The organism is Robertkochia marina, from assembly GCF_004799345.1.
GTDB classification, from domain to species: domain Bacteria; phylum Bacteroidota; class Bacteroidia; order Flavobacteriales; family Flavobacteriaceae; genus Robertkochia; species Robertkochia marina.
Genome location: NZ_SSMC01000001.1, coordinates 984,757 through 1,001,255 on the forward strand (window position 1 = coordinate 984,757; position 16,499 = coordinate 1,001,255).

Annotated in this window: 13 protein-coding genes; 10 read left to right on the plus strand and 3 right to left on the minus strand. The window is 42.4% G+C overall.

Translation table 11 applies throughout. The annotated features are described in order from the left end of the window. Positions 1–97: 97 nt before the first annotated feature. From E7Z59_RS04055 to E7Z59_RS04075, 5 genes are all read left to right on the plus strand, one after another. Positions 98–901: a DUF3108 domain-containing protein gene (locus E7Z59_RS04055; RefSeq protein WP_136334999.1), complete on the plus strand. Its 804-nt coding sequence runs from the start codon at positions 98–100 to the stop codon at positions 899–901. Between the two features lie 2 nt (positions 902–903). Continuing rightward, positions 904–1,878 (plus strand): tryptophan 2,3-dioxygenase family protein, encoded by a 975-nt coding sequence (locus E7Z59_RS04060; RefSeq protein ID WP_136335000.1) that lies wholly within the window; start codon positions 904–906, stop codon positions 1,876–1,878. Further along, complete coding sequence (locus E7Z59_RS04065; protein ID WP_136335001.1) at positions 1,871–3,172, plus strand: M23 family metallopeptidase; 1,302 nt, start codon at positions 1,871–1,873, stop codon at positions 3,170–3,172. Before E7Z59_RS04060 ends, E7Z59_RS04065 begins: the two co-directional genes overlap by 8 nt. A gap of 10 nt (positions 3,173–3,182) precedes the next feature. Continuing rightward, a complete protein-coding gene (gene pgi, locus E7Z59_RS04070; RefSeq protein WP_136335002.1) occupies positions 3,183–4,823 on the plus strand; it encodes a glucose-6-phosphate isomerase in 1,641 nt (546 codons plus the stop codon). A 195-nt stretch (positions 4,824–5,018) separates the two neighbouring features. Continuing rightward, positions 5,019–5,453: a hypothetical protein gene (locus E7Z59_RS04075; protein ID WP_136335003.1), complete on the plus strand. Its 435-nt coding sequence runs from the start codon at positions 5,019–5,021 to the stop codon at positions 5,451–5,453. Here the strand turns inward: E7Z59_RS04075 and E7Z59_RS04080 are convergent. Next, positions 5,418–6,479: an endonuclease/exonuclease/phosphatase family protein gene (locus tag E7Z59_RS04080; protein ID WP_136335004.1), complete on the minus strand. Its 1,062-nt coding sequence runs from the start codon at positions 6,477–6,479 to the stop codon at positions 5,418–5,420. The two genes, E7Z59_RS04075 and E7Z59_RS04080, sit on opposite strands and share 36 nt — an antisense overlap. A gap of 75 nt (positions 6,480–6,554) precedes the next feature. Here E7Z59_RS04080 and E7Z59_RS04085 point away from each other — a divergent pair, with 75 nt between their 5' ends. Genes E7Z59_RS04085 through E7Z59_RS04095 form a run of 3 tightly spaced genes read left to right on the plus strand, consistent with a single transcriptional unit; the run spans position 6,555 to position 11,561 of the window. Further along, positions 6,555–9,293: a TonB-dependent receptor gene (locus E7Z59_RS04085; protein ID WP_136335005.1), complete on the plus strand. Its 2,739-nt coding sequence runs from the start codon at positions 6,555–6,557 to the stop codon at positions 9,291–9,293. Between the two features lie 10 nt (positions 9,294–9,303). Next, positions 9,304–10,725 (plus strand): DUF5689 domain-containing protein, encoded by a 1,422-nt coding sequence (locus E7Z59_RS04090; RefSeq protein WP_136335006.1) that lies wholly within the window; start codon positions 9,304–9,306, stop codon positions 10,723–10,725. A 59-nt stretch (positions 10,726–10,784) separates the two neighbouring features. Continuing rightward, positions 10,785–11,561, plus strand: coding sequence for an amidohydrolase (locus E7Z59_RS04095; RefSeq protein WP_136335007.1), 777 nt, complete (start codon positions 10,785–10,787; stop codon positions 11,559–11,561). Here the strand turns inward: E7Z59_RS04095 and E7Z59_RS04100 are convergent. Further along, positions 11,545–13,158 (minus strand): Ig-like domain-containing protein, encoded by a 1,614-nt coding sequence (locus E7Z59_RS04100; RefSeq protein WP_136335008.1) that lies wholly within the window; start codon positions 13,156–13,158, stop codon positions 11,545–11,547. The two genes, E7Z59_RS04095 and E7Z59_RS04100, sit on opposite strands and share 17 nt — an antisense overlap. A 51-nt stretch (positions 13,159–13,209) precedes the next feature. Continuing rightward, positions 13,210–13,908, minus strand: coding sequence for a ComF family protein (locus E7Z59_RS04105; protein WP_136335009.1), 699 nt, complete (start codon positions 13,906–13,908; stop codon positions 13,210–13,212). A gap of 40 nt (positions 13,909–13,948) precedes the next feature. Here E7Z59_RS04105 and E7Z59_RS04110 point away from each other — a divergent pair, with 40 nt between their 5' ends. Further along, positions 13,949–14,869 (plus strand): coiled-coil domain-containing protein, encoded by a 921-nt coding sequence (locus E7Z59_RS04110; protein WP_136335010.1) that lies wholly within the window; start codon positions 13,949–13,951, stop codon positions 14,867–14,869. 34 nt (positions 14,870–14,903) lie between these two features. Then, the gene (locus tag E7Z59_RS04115) at positions 14,904–16,457 is read left to right on the plus strand and encodes a glycine--tRNA ligase (protein ID WP_136335011.1); all 1,554 of its coding nucleotides are present in this window, start codon (positions 14,904–14,906) and stop codon (positions 16,455–16,457) included. Positions 16,458–16,499 lie beyond the last annotated feature (42 nt).

A 16,499-nucleotide genomic window follows, 5' to 3' on the forward strand; every position in this document is an offset into this window, starting at 1 on the left:
CCCGGCGTTCGCCGGGCTTTTTTATTTTGGTTTGGAATAATAATTGTTTATTACTGCGTTAGCATCAGTATGTTACCGAATTTTTTATTTTTGCACCATGTTCAGATACCTGCGATATAGTATTTTAGCAATCCTCTTACTCTTACTTTCTGCTTTCGACCTGCAAGGAGAAGGTGCTGACAGCCCCAACAGCTTTCAGTCGGGAGAATGGTTTAGATTCCGAATTCATTTCGGATTTCTCAACGCTAGTTATGCAACCCTTTCATTACAGGAAGAAAGGTTGAAGGGAAAAGAGGTTTATCATGTAGTGGGTAAAGGAAGCACCACAGGATTTGCCCGGTGGTTCTTTAAGGTAGATGATAATTATGAAACCTATTTTGATAAATATACCGGTAAGCCTTACCGGTTTATAAGAAAAATAGATGAAGGAGGTTATACTAAAGATCTCGTGATCGATTTTAATCACGATGCGAATAATGCTTTAATAACCAATCGCAAACATAATACGAAAAGGATAATAGAAACCACAGAGGGGGTACAGGATTTGCTCTCGGGTTTTTATTATTTGCGTAATAATTATGACACAGAGTCGTTAACTCGGGGAGACGAGGTTGTGATGGACCTTCTCTATGATGACGATGATGATGTATTTAAGTTCAAGCTTAAATACCTTGGAAGAGAAGTTTTGCAAACCAAATTCGGAAAGGTAAGATGTTTGAAATTCAGGCCTTACGTATATTCCGGGAGGGTGTTTAAAGAAGAAGAAAGCTTAACGCTGTGGGTCTCTGATGATGAGAATAAGGTGCCGGTTCGAATTAAAGCCGACCTTATGGTAGGGTCTTTAAAAGCCGATTTAGATGCTTTTAAAGGATTGAAGTATCAATTTAAAATACTAATGTAAGAATGGCGATTTCACCGGAGATCGAAAAACGAATTCAATTACTGGAGGAGAAGTACAAGAACTCCGGTCAGGACCTGGGCTCTTATCTTGACGGACTCTTGCATGACCGATATCTGACCTATTGGGATTATATACATTTAGATACGCTTCTCAGCATACAAGTGCCTAAAACACATTTTCCTGATGAGGAGATCTTTATTATGTATCATCAGATCACAGAACTTTATTTCAAACTGATCATTCATGAACAAAAACAGATCATTGATGATAAGTTGCAGGATGTGGAGTTCTTTGTAACTAAGATCAACAGGATCAATAATTATTATAAGACCCTGATCTCCTCTTTTGATATCATGATCAAAGGGATGGATCGGAAGCAATTTTTACAGTACCGCATGTCGCTCTTGCCGGCCAGTGGTTTTCAAAGTGCGCAATTCCGTATGATAGAACTGTATGCAACGCCACTGGAAAATCTGCTCCATAATTCGGTTGTTGAAACCATGAGCAAGGAAGACGATCTTGAAGTGCTTTATGAAAATATTTATTGGAAAAGGGGTGCCATTGATACCGAAACCGGTGAAAAGACCCTGACGCTGAAACAATTTGAATATCGATATACTCCGAGATTTCTGCGAATAGCCAATCAGGTTAAGGGGAATACCATTTATGAGAAGTACCTGCAATTACCTGAGACAGTCCGCAAAGATAAGCACCTGATCAAGGCCATGAGAACACTTGATCAAAATGCCAATATAAATTGGAATCTCATGCATATGGGGGCGGCATACCGTCACCTTAGCAAAGACAAAACCACCATTGATGCTACCGGTGGTACGAATTGGAAAAACTACTTACCTCCCAGTTTCCAGAAAATTATTTTTTTCCCGGAGCTTTGGTCTGAAGCCGAAATAAATGATTGGGGGAAACAATGGGTAGAACATATTTTTAATCCTCAAATTAAAAAGAAGAATGCTTAAGAATGTTATGGTTGGATTATTGCTGTTAACTGCAGCAGTAGGATGTAAGAATGAAACTGAAAAAAAAGCTGTCGAGAGCACCCCTGAATTAACCGCTGAAAATGAAGCCATTCCGGAGCCCGAATATGAATTTGGGTATAATCTTTCCGATTACAAGGTGGTTCGGGATACGATAAAGAACGGAGACAGCTTTGGAGCTATTCTTCAGAATCACAGGCTGGGGTATCCTGAAATATACCATATTGTTGAAGCCGCTAAAGACTCATTTAATGTGGCCAGCCTCCAGGCAGGGAAACCTTATACCCTTCTGTGCTCAAAGGAAGATAGTCTGCAGCGTCCGGTATCTTTTATCTATGAGCCAAATCGCGTAGATTATGTGGTGATCGATTTTAAGGACTCTACAACCGTCCGCAAAGAAAGCAAGCCTTTGAAACTGGTAGAACGCGAGGTATCTGGTGTTATTAACAGTTCATTGTACGAAACCTTCCAGGAGAATGATGTGAATATCCTGGTGGCTTACAGAATGGCTGATATCTACGCCTGGACCATTGACTTTTTCAGAATACAGGAAGGAGACCGCTTTAAAGTAATCTTCACCGAAAAATTTGTAGAAGACAGTATATCAGTTGGAATTGGAGAGATCAAGGCGGCCTATTTTGAGCATAAGGGTGAGCCGGTATATGCCTTTCCATTCGAAACTGATTCGGTAAAGCATATTGTTGATTATTTTGACGATAATGCCAAAAACCTGAGACGGGCATTTCTGAGGTCTCCGGTACAATTCAGTAGAATTTCTTCCAGATATAACCTTAAAAGAAGAATTGCTTACTATGGTTATAAGGTCAGACCTCACAAAGGAACCGATTTTGCAGCCCCAATTGGGACTCCGATCTTGGCAACAGCCAACGGTACTGTAATCGAATCCAGAAGAAAGGGAGGCAACGGTAATTATGTAAAGATCAAACACAATTCTACCTACACCACCCAATACCTGCACATGCAAAAACGATTGGTTAAGGTGGGTGACTTTGTGAAACAGGGAGACATTATCGGTACCATCGGGATGACCGGAAATACCGGAGGACCACATGTTTGCTATCGTTTCTGGAAGAACGGAAAGCAGGTAGACCCATTCAGACAGGATCTTCCGGATGCCGAACCGATCAGTGATGAATTGAAGGAAAAATATAATGAACATATAAGCCCTGTGAAGCAACGTCTTGATGCCATTACTTTTCCTGCAGAGCCTGCAGAAGAAATGAATTCAGAAGCAACAATAACATCAAACGAATAATTAGCAGATTATGGCATTGAAAGCAATAAATCCGACCAAAACAAAGGCCTGGGAAAAACTGTCTTCCCACTTTGAAGAAATAAAAGACGTTCATATGGTGGAGCTCTTCAGGAAGAACCCTGAAAGAGCCAAAGAAATGGCCATAGAATGGAATGATTTTTATGTAGACTATTCTAAGAATCGCATTAATAAAGAAACCCTTGATCTTTTGGTATCCCTGGCAGAAGAGTTAGATCTTCAAGATGCTATTTCAAAATATTTTTCAGGAGATACCATTAATGAGACAGAGGGAAGAGCCGTCTTGCATACAGCCCTTAGAGCCGGAAAGGATGATGAGGTGCTCGTGGATGGAGTTAATGTTGTTCCGGAGGTATATCAGGTGCGTGAAAAGATCAGTCAATTTTCAGATTCTGTGATCAACGGTTCCAGAAAAGGGTATACCGGAAAAGCATTTACCCATGTGGTGAATATCGGAATTGGAGGTTCTGATCTGGGCCCTGCCATGGTTACTGAAGCCTTAGCATACTATAAAAACCATCTTGATGTTCGGTTTATCAGTAATGTTGATGGAGATCATGTAATGGAATCTTTGAAGGGTCTTGATCCTGAAACTACACTGTTTGTGGTGGTTTCTAAAACATTTACCACCCAGGAAACTCTGAGCAATGCTACCACCGCAAAGAACTGGTTCCTCAAAACGGCTTCTGAAAAGGATGTAGCAAAGCATTTTGTGGCCGTATCTACCAACCTGGAAAAAATTGCAGACTTCGGAATTCACGCCGACAACGTTTTTCCAATGTGGGATTGGGTAGGAGGACGATTCTCACTTTGGAGTGCGGTAGGATTGTCTATAGCGCTTTCTGTAGGATATGAGAATTATGCTAAATTACTGGATGGTGCAAGGGCCATGGATCAGCATTTTAAAGAGACGCCCTTTGAAAGAAATATTCCGGTGGTATTATCGCTGATTAATATCTGGTACAATAACTTCTTTGATGCCGAAAGTGAAGCTATCATTCCTTACACTCAGTATTTACATCGATTCTCAGCCTATCTGCAGCAGGGAATCATGGAGAGTAATGGTAAAAGTATAGACAGAAACGGGCAACGAGTAGGCTATCAGACCGGTACCATTATCTGGGGAGAACCGGGTACGAATTCGCAGCATGCCTTTTTCCAATTGATCCACCAGGGTACTAAATTGATTCCTGCAGACTTTATCGGATTTACTGAGTCCCTGCATGGGGAAGAAGATCATCACAAGAAATTGATGTCTAACTTTTTCGCTCAAACCGAAGCCCTTCTTAACGGAAAGGTGGAGGATGTTGTTATCGGAGAGCTAAAAGCTCAGGGTAAAAATGAAGAGCAAATAAAGGCTCTTACTCCTTTTAAGATCTTTGAAGGAAATAAGCCCACCAATACCTTTATGATAGACAGGCTTACACCGCAATCTCTCGGAGCATTGATTGCGCTTTATGAACATAAGATCTTTGTTCAGGGTGTGGTTTGGAATATCTTCAGTTATGATCAGTGGGGAGTTGAGCTCGGTAAACAACTTGCCAATAATATCCTTAAAGATTTTGCAGGAGAAACTACTGCAGAGCACGATCCTTCAACAGCGCTGCTCATCAAAAGATTTATGGAGCATTAATAGGGTTTTAAAGCCTGAATAATAAATGACCAAACCGAAACCTGATTACTTGGGTTTCGGTTTTTTATTTTTTTGAGTTCAGATAAGCCGGCAATAGGCCCGTAAGAAGTGTGTGCCACGCATCAACAATTTATGCCTGCTCTTATTTATAAGTAAAATGCTTACTTTTGGTATCGCTAATTAATCTCAACATATATGTATACTTATCTAAATGTTCTGCATTCCTATTGGGCATATCTTACCCTCTTTATTCTGATCGTTGCTGTTGTTAATGCCGTATCAGGTCTGAGTTCTAATAAAGAATATACCATGGCAAAAGACCTTAGAATAGGATTGTTCGCATTGATCTTTAGTCATATTCAACTTTTGCTGGGGCTGGCTCTATATTTTGTAACTCCCCGTTTTTCTGCCTGGCAAACCGGTGGAGTAATGGGCGATAGTCTTTTAAGACTGCTTCTTGTAGAACATCCCTTTACCAATATCATTGCCATTGCTCTTATAACTGTAGGGTGGAGTAAGCACAAGAAGAAGGAAACCTCAAAAGCCAAGTTTAAAAGTATTGCCCTGTTCTATGGAATAGGTCTGGCTCTTATCTTACTCAGGATTCCTTATGATATCTGGTTTTCCTAAGGATTCTTTTGATTTGAAGATCAAATAAACAGGAAAATGGTCACTGTAGCCCCCCTGGTAAGAATTTCCGATATAAGTGCGAAAAGGGTAGCCTTTGTAACGTCCTTGATCTGTTTTTAGCCAGGAGGGCATATATATTCCTGCCTGATGAAAGGTGTATGTAGCCTGCACTTCTGAGAATGCGGGACGACTCATGAGAATTTGGTCAAAAAGATGCCAGTTGTCTCTGTACGCCAATGACCCAAAACCTTTTCTGAAGAGGGGCAGCATAGGGTTTATCAGGTTGTGATAAGGGGTTATGAAGCCTGCTTCACGGCCTCCGAGTATATTATAAATACTGTTGCTGGTAGGGTCGTCATTGAAGTCGCCCATGGTTATAATGAAGGGGTTGCTATAGAGTCGGGAGATCGAATCAATAATTACTCTGTTCAATTGGGCCGCTTCCCGCCGGAGATAGTCACTTCTTTCACTGCCACCACGCCTGGAGGGCCAATGATTTACAAGAATATGGATCAGGTCCGGTCCGAAATATCCTGTAACTACCAAAACATCTCTGCTACGTATAATTTGCCCTTCCGGAAGGCGGAGTATTAATGGGCGTCGTTGTGACCGGACAGGTATGAATGAGGCTCTTTTATAGAGGAGAGCCACATCAATGCCTCGGTGGTCCGGAGAGTCAAAATGGACCACATCATAGGTTTGCCCCGATAAGAGGGATTGTAATTTAAGGTCATTCAAGACCTTTATGTTTTCCACTTCTGCTACTCCCAGAATGTCAGGTCCGGTAAGACCCCATTCATTACCTAAAGAAACTATTACCCTTGCAATAGCATCGATCTTATTTTGATATTTAACCTCATCCCATGAAGATCTGTTGAAAACATAGGTATCAGGTGAGGCTTCTTCATTATTGGGCAAAAATAAATTTTCAACATTGTAGAATGCCATCATTCTAAAAGAAGGGGTAGATTCCTGGGCTGAAACGGTCATGCAAACACTCAAAGTAGAAAACAGTAGTATTCTCATTTATAATTAAATAGCGATTTATAAGTATAAATATAGAAAATAATCTATATTTGTGTGATAGTTAATTGTTTAGGTATGTTTCAATTTGGTTTGTGGCTTACCTGCTTATGTTTTCCTGCCCTTATTATCTCTCAGAACACATCATCAGTTACCGGGTCTGTCGCAGACGCCAAATCTTATGAATTTTTAAAGGGGGTCGAGGTTTGTTTCGATGAGTGTATGGTTCGTGTTAACACTGATAAGACCGGAGTATTTATCCTGGATGATCTGTCGGCCGGTAAGCACCTGATCATCATTTCGCATCCGAGATTTCAGCAAGTGAATTTACCCGTTGTATTAAAGCCGGATGAGATCCTTGATCTTGGAAAGATCTTTTTAGAGAGAACTTTAAAAGCTCAGTCTTATGAAAGTTCTGTTGAAGAGGAGTCGATTGCTGAGCTGACGGATGTTCCTATGATTGCCGACTTTTCGGTTTTAAATGCGCAACAAGATCTCTATGAACGGAGGAGTGCCTTTAATTTTGGGAAAGCTTTTTATCGAATACGAGGATATGATTCGAAATACCGCGAAGTACTGATCAATGGGATACCGGTTTATGATGAGGATTCAGGGCGGGCTCCTTTTTCGTTATGGGGTGGTCTTAATGATATGTTTCGTGACAGAGAATTTGCCCCCGGGCTTAACAGTGTGTCACAGAGTTTTGGAAGTATTGGGGGTACAACCCAGTTTATACTAAAACCTGCCAATAACCGAAGCGGGTTCAGGGTTACTTCTTCAGCCTCTAACCGAAGCTATCTCGGAAGGGGTATGTTTACTTATAATTCAGGGTTGCGTTCGCAAAAATGGGCATTCAGTTTTTCCGCTTCGAGAAGATGGGCAGAGCAAGGCTATATAGAAGGGACTTTATATGATGCTTATTCTCTTTTTGGTGCCGTTCAACTGAATCTGGGTAAAGGGCAGGAACTGGTGTTTAACATTTTCTACGCTCCACAGCGCAGAGGAATGCGGTCTGCTTTAACAGAAGAAGTTGTTTCCCTGGCAGGGGCAAGGTATAACCCTTATTGGGGGTTGCAGGATGGAAAGATCAGAAATGCCAGGACCAGAAGTAACAGGCAACCGGTATTTTTATTGAATTATTTCCGTAACACATCCAGGGGGAGCTGGCAAATTGGTCTTCTGCATACTTCAGGGATCAAGGCAAGCAGCCGATTAGGTTATTACAATGCTCCCAATCCTTTTCCCGATTACTACAGGTATCTCCCGTCCTGGCAATTAAACGGGAACATGGTCAATTTTGAGAATGCCAGGGAAGTTGGTGCTGGTTTTTCGTCAAACCCTCAATTGAACTGGGCAGAACTTTATAAGATAAATGCGGCCGAGGTGAAGGGGGGTATGGCCAGTTATATTGAATACGAAGATATTGTTTCAAGCTCTCTTTCGTCATTATCAGTAACTCTCACCAGCCGATCGGGAAAGAGGGGCAGACTACATGCCGGTGTTAATGGTCGCTTTTCGAATAGTCAGTACTTTGCCAGGATCATCGATCTGTTGGGGGCTGACTATCATCTTGACCGGGATCCTTTTTCAGAAACCAGGAATGATCTGAACACGGAAGGGATGAGTTATAAAGGCGATCGCATAGGTTATAACTATCAACAGCGTACGATGAAGGCGCAAGCATATATTAGGTATCACAGAAATTTTAATCGTGGACAGGCCTACCTTAGTTACCGGGCAGAGTATTTGAACACGGTGAGAGATGGATTGTTTCGTAACGAAAGATACCCCGAAAATTCCTTTGGAGAAGGGCAGACCCTTACCATGACAGGGCACTCTTCTAAGGCAGGACTCAATTACAGGATAAGTGGCCGTCATATTCTCGATCTTGAATTGGCCTGGTTAAACCAATTACCCCTGCCAGGTTCTTTGTACATCAATCCCAGAGAAAACCATCTTACCATAAAGGATCCTGTTCCTGAACAGATAACAGGTGCCGATCTGAGGTACAGGATGGATCTGCCGGATCTTAAACTAAGAGCAACTGCCTATTTCACCTTATTTTCTGATCTGACCGACGTGAACTACTTTTATTTTGAAGGGGGTGTAGGTAATGCCTTTGTACAGGAGCTTAATACAGGTATCAATAAGAGGCACTATGGAGGGGAATTAAGTTTAGAGTACAGCGTTTCTTCTGATGTCAAGTTTGATCTTGTCTGGGCTCATGGGGTGTATGAATACACCACAGACCCTAATTTGTCACTGACGTTTAATACCGTAAATACCGAGAGCAGTATAAACGCTGAAGGAGCTCTGGATCTTGGCCCGGCTTTTATCGCAGGAACTAAAATAGCCCAGGGTCCTCAAACAGCCGGTGCCCTTGGGGTTGAATACCGGTCTCCGGAATACTGGTGGTCGGGTTTAACCATAAGCTACCTCGATAACAATTATATAGGACTATCGAACGTGCGACGTACTTCAAGTTTCTACCTGGATCCCGAAACCGGTGAGGAATTCACAGAGATCGATCCAGAGATAAGTAGTTTATTATTAAAACAGGAGCGATTACAGCCTATTTATTACCTGGATCTGGCAGGTGGTAAATCATGGCTGGTTAACACTGTGTACATATCTGTTTTTGCCAGTGTAAACAACCTCTTTGATACGATATATCAGACCGGTGGATTTGAACAAAACAGGAGGGCCACCTATGCCGGTTTGTACGAGGACTCATTAAGCGGTTCTCCATCTTTCGGTTCGAGATATTGGTGCTCTAACGGGCGTACCTACTTCCTTAACCTGGCTGTTAATTTTTAATTTTTTTCATATGAGTATGAAATTTCGCAGCATGATGATCAGCCTATATGCATTACTGCTTATCCAAACCGCATGTGTTACGGGTAAAGAGTTTGAAGATCTTGCCACATGTGAGGAGACGGAGGGACTACGCATTTGGAAGGTTGAAGAATTTACTTCAACAATTGGGGATGAGGTAACTGTTGTTCAGGAAGACATTGGCATTAAACTCTATGTTACCTCTTCAGATCGATTGGGTAACATTTACGGAGCTATATATCTACAGGACGATCCTGTGTCGCCTTCAATGGGGTTTGAATTAAGAACAGAATTGTCTGATGCCTATTTGCTTTATCCGAGAGGTGCATCCGTTTACTTGCGTCTCAAAGGACTGTTTGTGCGCAAGTCAAAAGGAGGTGTACAAGTGGGTACTAAATGGAGTAGTTTCGGGAATCTCAGTATTGGCAGATTGCCGGTTCAGATAACCAAGAAACATTTGATAGCTTCCTGTGCTCCCCTGGTCAATATTACGCCCAAAGATCTGGAATTAAATTCCCTTAATTCTCAATGGCAGTATATGTATGTACGCTTTCAAGGATTGCAATTATCCTCAAATGAACTTTGTGATCAATTTGCAGAACGCAGAGAGACCACTGTTCGAAAGTTGATAGCCTGCGATGGCAATACTTTGGATCTTGTAAATAGTGGTTATTCAGATTTCTATGATCAGACCATGCCTTCAGGTATGGGGGCTACCTCAGGAATATTGACTTATAAAGGGCAGGCTGCACGGCTGGTTTTAAACACAATGGATGATATGATTATGGACGGCCAACGATGTGAGGGATTCGTGTATGATTGTAATGAATTGACCATAGATGCCGATAACAAAAATGACCAATTGATCATTTCTGAAATTGCAGACCCTGTAAATACGACCTCAGAAATCAATTCCCGGTTTATTGAACTCTATAATGCAGGAGAACAGGTGGCTGATCTATCGGGTTGGGAGCTTAGGAGATATACCAATGCCAATAGTGCCTATACTGAAAGCTCAGTAATTTATTTGCCGGGGTTTCTGTTGGCCCCCGGAGCAACTTTCGTAATAGCAGCTAACGGAGCCCATTTTGAACAGGTGTATGGCTTTTCGCCCAATAAGGTTGGAGGGTCTTCTTCTGCGGCCGACAGTAACGGAGATGATAATATTGTTTTGGTAGATGAGGTAGGGCAACACCGCGATGTTTTCGGTATTCCGGGAGAAGATGGTACTGCAACCAATCATGATTTTCAGGACGGGAGGGCTGTCAGGAAACCCGGGGTGGTTGCCGGGAGCGATATCTTTATGGCTGAAGAGTGGGAGATCTGCAATGCCCATGGCGAACATCAAACGGTTTTAGGAGAAAAGAGAGCCCCTGATGATTTTGACCCGGGTGAGCATGACCATGAGTCTTAGTGGTATTACTCTTGTGATGCGCTGGTATTTTAAGTACCTTTTTATCCAGAATTAAAGATATGAATGAATTCAATACTGCCTTTATACAGGCTGATCTTGCCTGGGAAGACCCGGCACTAAACAGAGCGTATTTTACCCGGAAATTCGAAGATCTTAAACCGGGGACAGACCTTGTGATCCTGCCGGAAATGTTTACGACCGGGTTTACGATGAACCCGAAGTTGGTGGCAGAACAGATGCAGGGCCCTACGGTTGAGTGGTTAAAAAGTATGGCTGCAAAATATGCAGCGGCCATAGCCGGCAGTATTGTGATCAATGAGAAAGGAGTTTACAGGAACCGTTTCTTTTTTGTAACACCGGAAGGTACGGCGGAGTACTACGATAAAAGGCATAGCTTTACCCTGGCCGGAGAGCACGAGCAGTATCAACACGGTAAAGAACGAAAGTTAATTAATTATAAAGGCTGGAGGATCTTTCCTCAGATCTGCTATGACCTCAGGTTCCCGGTATTTGCCCGTAATGATGTGGGTTACGATCTTTTGATCTATGTAGCGAACTGGCCTGAAAAACGAATAAATGCCTGGGACGCCCTCCTGAAAGCCCGGGCCATTGAAAATATGTCTTATTGTATTGGAGTGAACAGAATAGGTACGGATGCTAACGGGTACAATTACCCTGGGCACTCCGGTGCCTATGATCATTTAGGGAATTGTTTAGCTTTTTCAGAGAAAGAAGAGGTGTGCTCTTTTACCCTGGATAAAGACAAAATGATGGAAACACGGAATAAATTAGGGTTTTTAAATGACCGGGATGGCTTTACTATTCATCCAGAATAAAGATCTGTTCGATCTCCCAGTTTGCTCTTAGTTCGATCTCTTCCGGGTAATAACTTATCTTTTCAGGTTGACGTCCTTCAAGAAATCTTCCGGTGTCCCACTTTTTATTGCCATTGGAGTCATGGATCACCCTCAGGTAATAGGTGCCGGGATCAATATTTCTGAATTCATATCCCGATTTTTGTTCGGTGATAAACATGGAATGCTTTACTTCATCCCGATTGTTTGTAAGTTCTATGACCACCGGGAACTCTGAAACATTCTGAAGTTTGATACGAATGGTTCCCAGTTGACCAAGTTCTTTGGTGTTCACCGCATACTGAAGGCTGTCGTTGGTGTTGTTGAAAAAGTCACTTACCGCTCCCGGAGCAAGGGAAACGGTATATTGATTGCCCGGTTGAACATCCCATATAAAATTGAGTTTATTTTCAACCTCATTAAGATCTAATTCGAAATCCAGGAATGTGGAATCCCTGTCCATTACGGTAATGCTGTCGGCTTTAAAAGATCGCAGAGGGATATTACTGGTAATATTGAAGGTGTCGCTTAGTTGCAGATTACCCTGAATAGGACTTTCTATATTTAAGCTGTCTCTGTAAAGATTTCGCACCCTTACCGTAAAAGTATCGATCAGCTCTTTCTTGCGTACCTCAAATAATAAAGAATCTGTCTCGAATGGCGTAAAATAGTAGTTAACAGAGTCTGATTTAGCATCTTTTATGGTCGTGGATCTGAAGTCTTCAGGGGTTGGTGAAAGAATGGTGATTTCCATGCCTTCTGGGTTTCCTTCGTACCCGAAAGCGATCTTGTCTTTGTTCACCATGACGGGTCTGCCCAACCTGAATTCCGGGATCTCTTTGAATAAGGTAAGTTGGTAAACACTGTCGGTAGGCAGCTCAACAACCTCCTCTACAAAGCCTATCTTGTCGGTTTTAGGACTAAAAAGATTGTCATTTGCTTCATCTTTGAGAGCAATGAGTTTGTATTTCCCTTTCTTGAGATTGGTCAGCCTGAAGTCAACGGCACTATCAAGTGTGCTGGTAATATAGGTGGGCTGTTTTTGATATACAACAGAGTCGTTATAGGCTGAATCGACCTCATAAAGCATTACACTGACAAAATTGTCAGATTCTTTTTGGGTGGCATCTTTGATCAATCCGCCTAATTCCAGAGAATCTATATAATCTCCTGTTGAAAAAACATAACTAAAAAACGGATAGGGGTTTCCTTCGTTATGATCAACGATGCTCTGACCGAAATTCATAACATAGGTGGTGTTGTCATTCAGGGTGTCCAGCAGCTCAATAGTGATTCGTTTAGCCGCTCCTCCCTGAGGGCTTATGTTTGGGGGATACTTCAAAGGGGGAGAAACCACTAATTGTTTTTGAAGATCCTTCAGGGTGATATATTCGTCGAAAGTGATTCGAATTCTTTTGCTTTCAAATCCGGTGGTGAAATTTTCAGGGTCAGAGGATATGATCACCGGAGGGGTCTCATCTTTGGCTCCCCCGGTTGGCGTTCCTCTTTTCGCGCAGTTAATCAGACTTATCATCAGCCCAAAAAACAGGGCGTAATAAAGTATTTTACCGGATTTCATCCAAAGTGGTTTAGTGCTGCAAAATAACGATTATTTTTAGTAAAGATAAAATCAATAGGTGATAGCCATGGTAGCGATACTGACCTTGATATCAGAATACTTTTTAATAACCCTGGCCGCAGATTCGAGAGTGGTTCCTGTGGTTACCACATCATCGGTAAGCAATACATGCCGGTAGGATCTCAAATCTTCAGAAATGACCTCAAATGACTGTGAAGCATCAAAAATTCTTGTTTTTCTGCCGCGATGGGTGAGGGTGGAGGTTGTGTCGCATCGTATCAAAAGATCATTCCGGAATGGGGCTTCTAGATGTTGAGCCAGAGCCCTGGCAAAATTATCGGTTTGGTTGTAGCCTCTTTTGCGATGCCTCCTTTTCTGTAAGGGCATCGGAATTACCAGGTCAATATTATTAAATCGGGGAGAAGTTTTCATCTCTTCCCCAAGCCAGTTCCCCAGAAAGGTTCCGGCCTTTTGCCGGCCGTGGTATTTTAGTTCATGGATAAGATGTTGCACCGGACCGTTCTTATGGTACCATAAAAGAGAGGTGGCCTGCTCAATAGGAACGCGTCCGAAAAAGATCTTTTCACAAGGATTGGCCTCACGGTCTGTAAAGGCAGTCAGAGGCAGCTGATGAGAGCATTGTACGCAAATAAATTGAGATGAATCAGGAATGAGCGCCTTGCAGCAAAGACAAGAGGCGGGAAATAAAAGGTTTTGGAGATCATTTATTATCTTTACAGCGCCTGTCAATTTTGAAACATTAAGTTATTCTCAAAGCTAATTATTTTTAATGAGCTCCCAAAAGAAGCAGATTGGACAAAAAATAGTTCTGGGAGTCCTGCTACTGTGTATTATAGCCCTAACAGGATTTTCATATCTGAACTATATAGAAACTGAAGAAAAGGTGTCATTCCTTGAGAATGCCAAGGGCATGATCATGGATGACCTTGAAGAAATAGAATCAGACCTGGATGGTCTGGCAAAGGAAAATGACGCCTATGCCAATGAGATCCAAACCAGCAGACGGCGAATTGCGTTGCTGATGGATTCTATAAAGCGTATGGAGGTCGACTATCAGATATTGGGACGCTACCGTAAGGAGCTGGCCACTATTCGTATGGAAAACAGAAGACTGCATGCTGTATTAGACTCGGTGCGATTTCAGAATGCCTTGTTGAACCAGGAGATAGACAGTACCCGACTGAGATACTCAGAGCTAGAACGTTATTCTGAGGCACTGGAGATCGCTAATGAAGATCTGACCCAATTCACAGATTCCCTTATTAATGAGAATATTCAGCTGACTGCCAAGGTAAAGGGCAGTAAGGCCTTGACAATTACCGCTCTTAAAGGGTCGGCTTATAAGGTGCGCTCAAATGGCAAGGCAGTTAAAACAACAAGGTTAAGCAGTGCCGAGCGATTAAGAGCCTGCTTCAATATCGCTCCCAATACGTTGCTGCAGCCCGGAGAAAAAGTGTTCTTTCTTCAATTTGTAGATCCTGAAAATGAGATCCTGGGCCCGGCAGCCAAAGGCAGCGAGGGTGGAGACCAGGTCTTTTACAGTAAAAAGGTTGTTATTGATTATGAAAATCGCCCTATGAATATATGTGATTTCATCGTGGTGGATGGATTGCAAAATCCAGGTAATTACAGGGTCAATGTATTCTATGAGGAGAGTCTCCTGGCTACTTCGGTTTTTACCCTGAAATAGGGTTTCTTTTTTTCAAATACCATATTTTTGCGCCATGGCAAAACAAGAAGATCAATTTAAAAAAGTGATCTCACATGCAAAGGAATACGGATATATTTTTCCTTCCAGTGAGATCTACGATGGTTTAAGTGCCGTATATGATTACGGTCAGAAAGGTGTCGAATTAAAAAAGAATATTCGTGAGTACTGGTGGAAGGCCATGGTGCAGATGCATGAAAATATAGTTGGGCTTGACTCTGCTATATTTATGCACCCTACAACCTGGAAAGCTTCCGGTCACGTAGATGCCTTTAATGATCCGCTCATCGACAATAAAGACTCTAAAAAAAGATATCGTGCCGATGTTCTGGTAGAAGATCATACGGCTAAGATCGAGGCCAAGATCGAAAAGGAGGTCACAAAAGCAGCAAAACGTTTTGGAGATGCCTTTGATAAAGATCAGTTCATGGCTACCAATCCGAGGGTGCTCAGGTATCAGGAGGAGATCAATACCATACTTAAGCGCCTGGGCAGTTCTCTTGAAAAGGAAGATCTGGCTGATGTAAAGGCTCTTATCGAAGAGTTGGGTATTGCTGATCCTGAAACGGGAAGTAAAAACTGGACAGATGTTAAGCAGTTTAACCTGATGTTTGGTACCAAGCTGGGGGCAAGTGCAGACTCTGCAATGGATCTTTACCTGCGGCCGGAAACTGCCCAGGGAATTTTTGTGAATTTCCTGAACGTGCAAAAGAGTGGCAGGATGAAGATACCATTTGGGATCGCCCAAACCGGTAAAGCTTTCAGAAATGAGATCGTTGCCCGTCAGTTTATTTTCCGAATGAGAGAATTCGAGCAAATGGAGATGCAATTCTTTATTAAGCCGGGAACCCAGAAGGAGTGGTATGATTACTGGAAAGAAATGAGGCTTAAATGGCATCTTTCTCTTGGGATGGGAGCGGATAACTACCGCTATCACGACCATGAAAAATTGGCTCATTATGCCGATGCGGCAGCTGATATAGAGTTCAAATTCCCATTTGGCTTTAAAGAACTCGAAGGAATACATTCCAGAACGGATTTTGACCTGGCAAAACACGAGGAATTCAGCGGGAAGAAGCTGCAGTATTTTGATCCGGAAGAAAATAAGAGCTATACACCTTATGTGTTAGAGACCTCTATCGGACTTGACAGGATGTTCCTGGCTGTTTTTTCCAATGCACTTCAGGAAGAGACATTGGAGAATGGCAGTACCCGGGTGGTATTGCGAATTCCTTCCGTTCTCGCTCCAACCAAGGTGGCCGTATTACCGCTTGTTAAGAAAGACGGCCTGCCGGAAGTGGCCAGAAAGATCGTTGATGATCTTAAATGGGATATGAGTGTTGATTATGATGAAAAGGATGCTGTAGGGCGAAGATATCGTCGTCAGGATGCCGCCGGAACACCTTTCTGTATTACGGTAGATCACGAAACGCTCGAAGATGATACTGTGACCCTGCGCCACAGGGATACGATGGAACAAAAACGGGTGAAGATCTCGGAATTAAGAGGACTGATCTCTGAAGAAATATCTATGAGCAGCTGGCTGAAAAAAATAGATGCAGCTTCATAGTTCTGTAAATATAAAGTATTAAGACCCCTTGTTAACACAAGG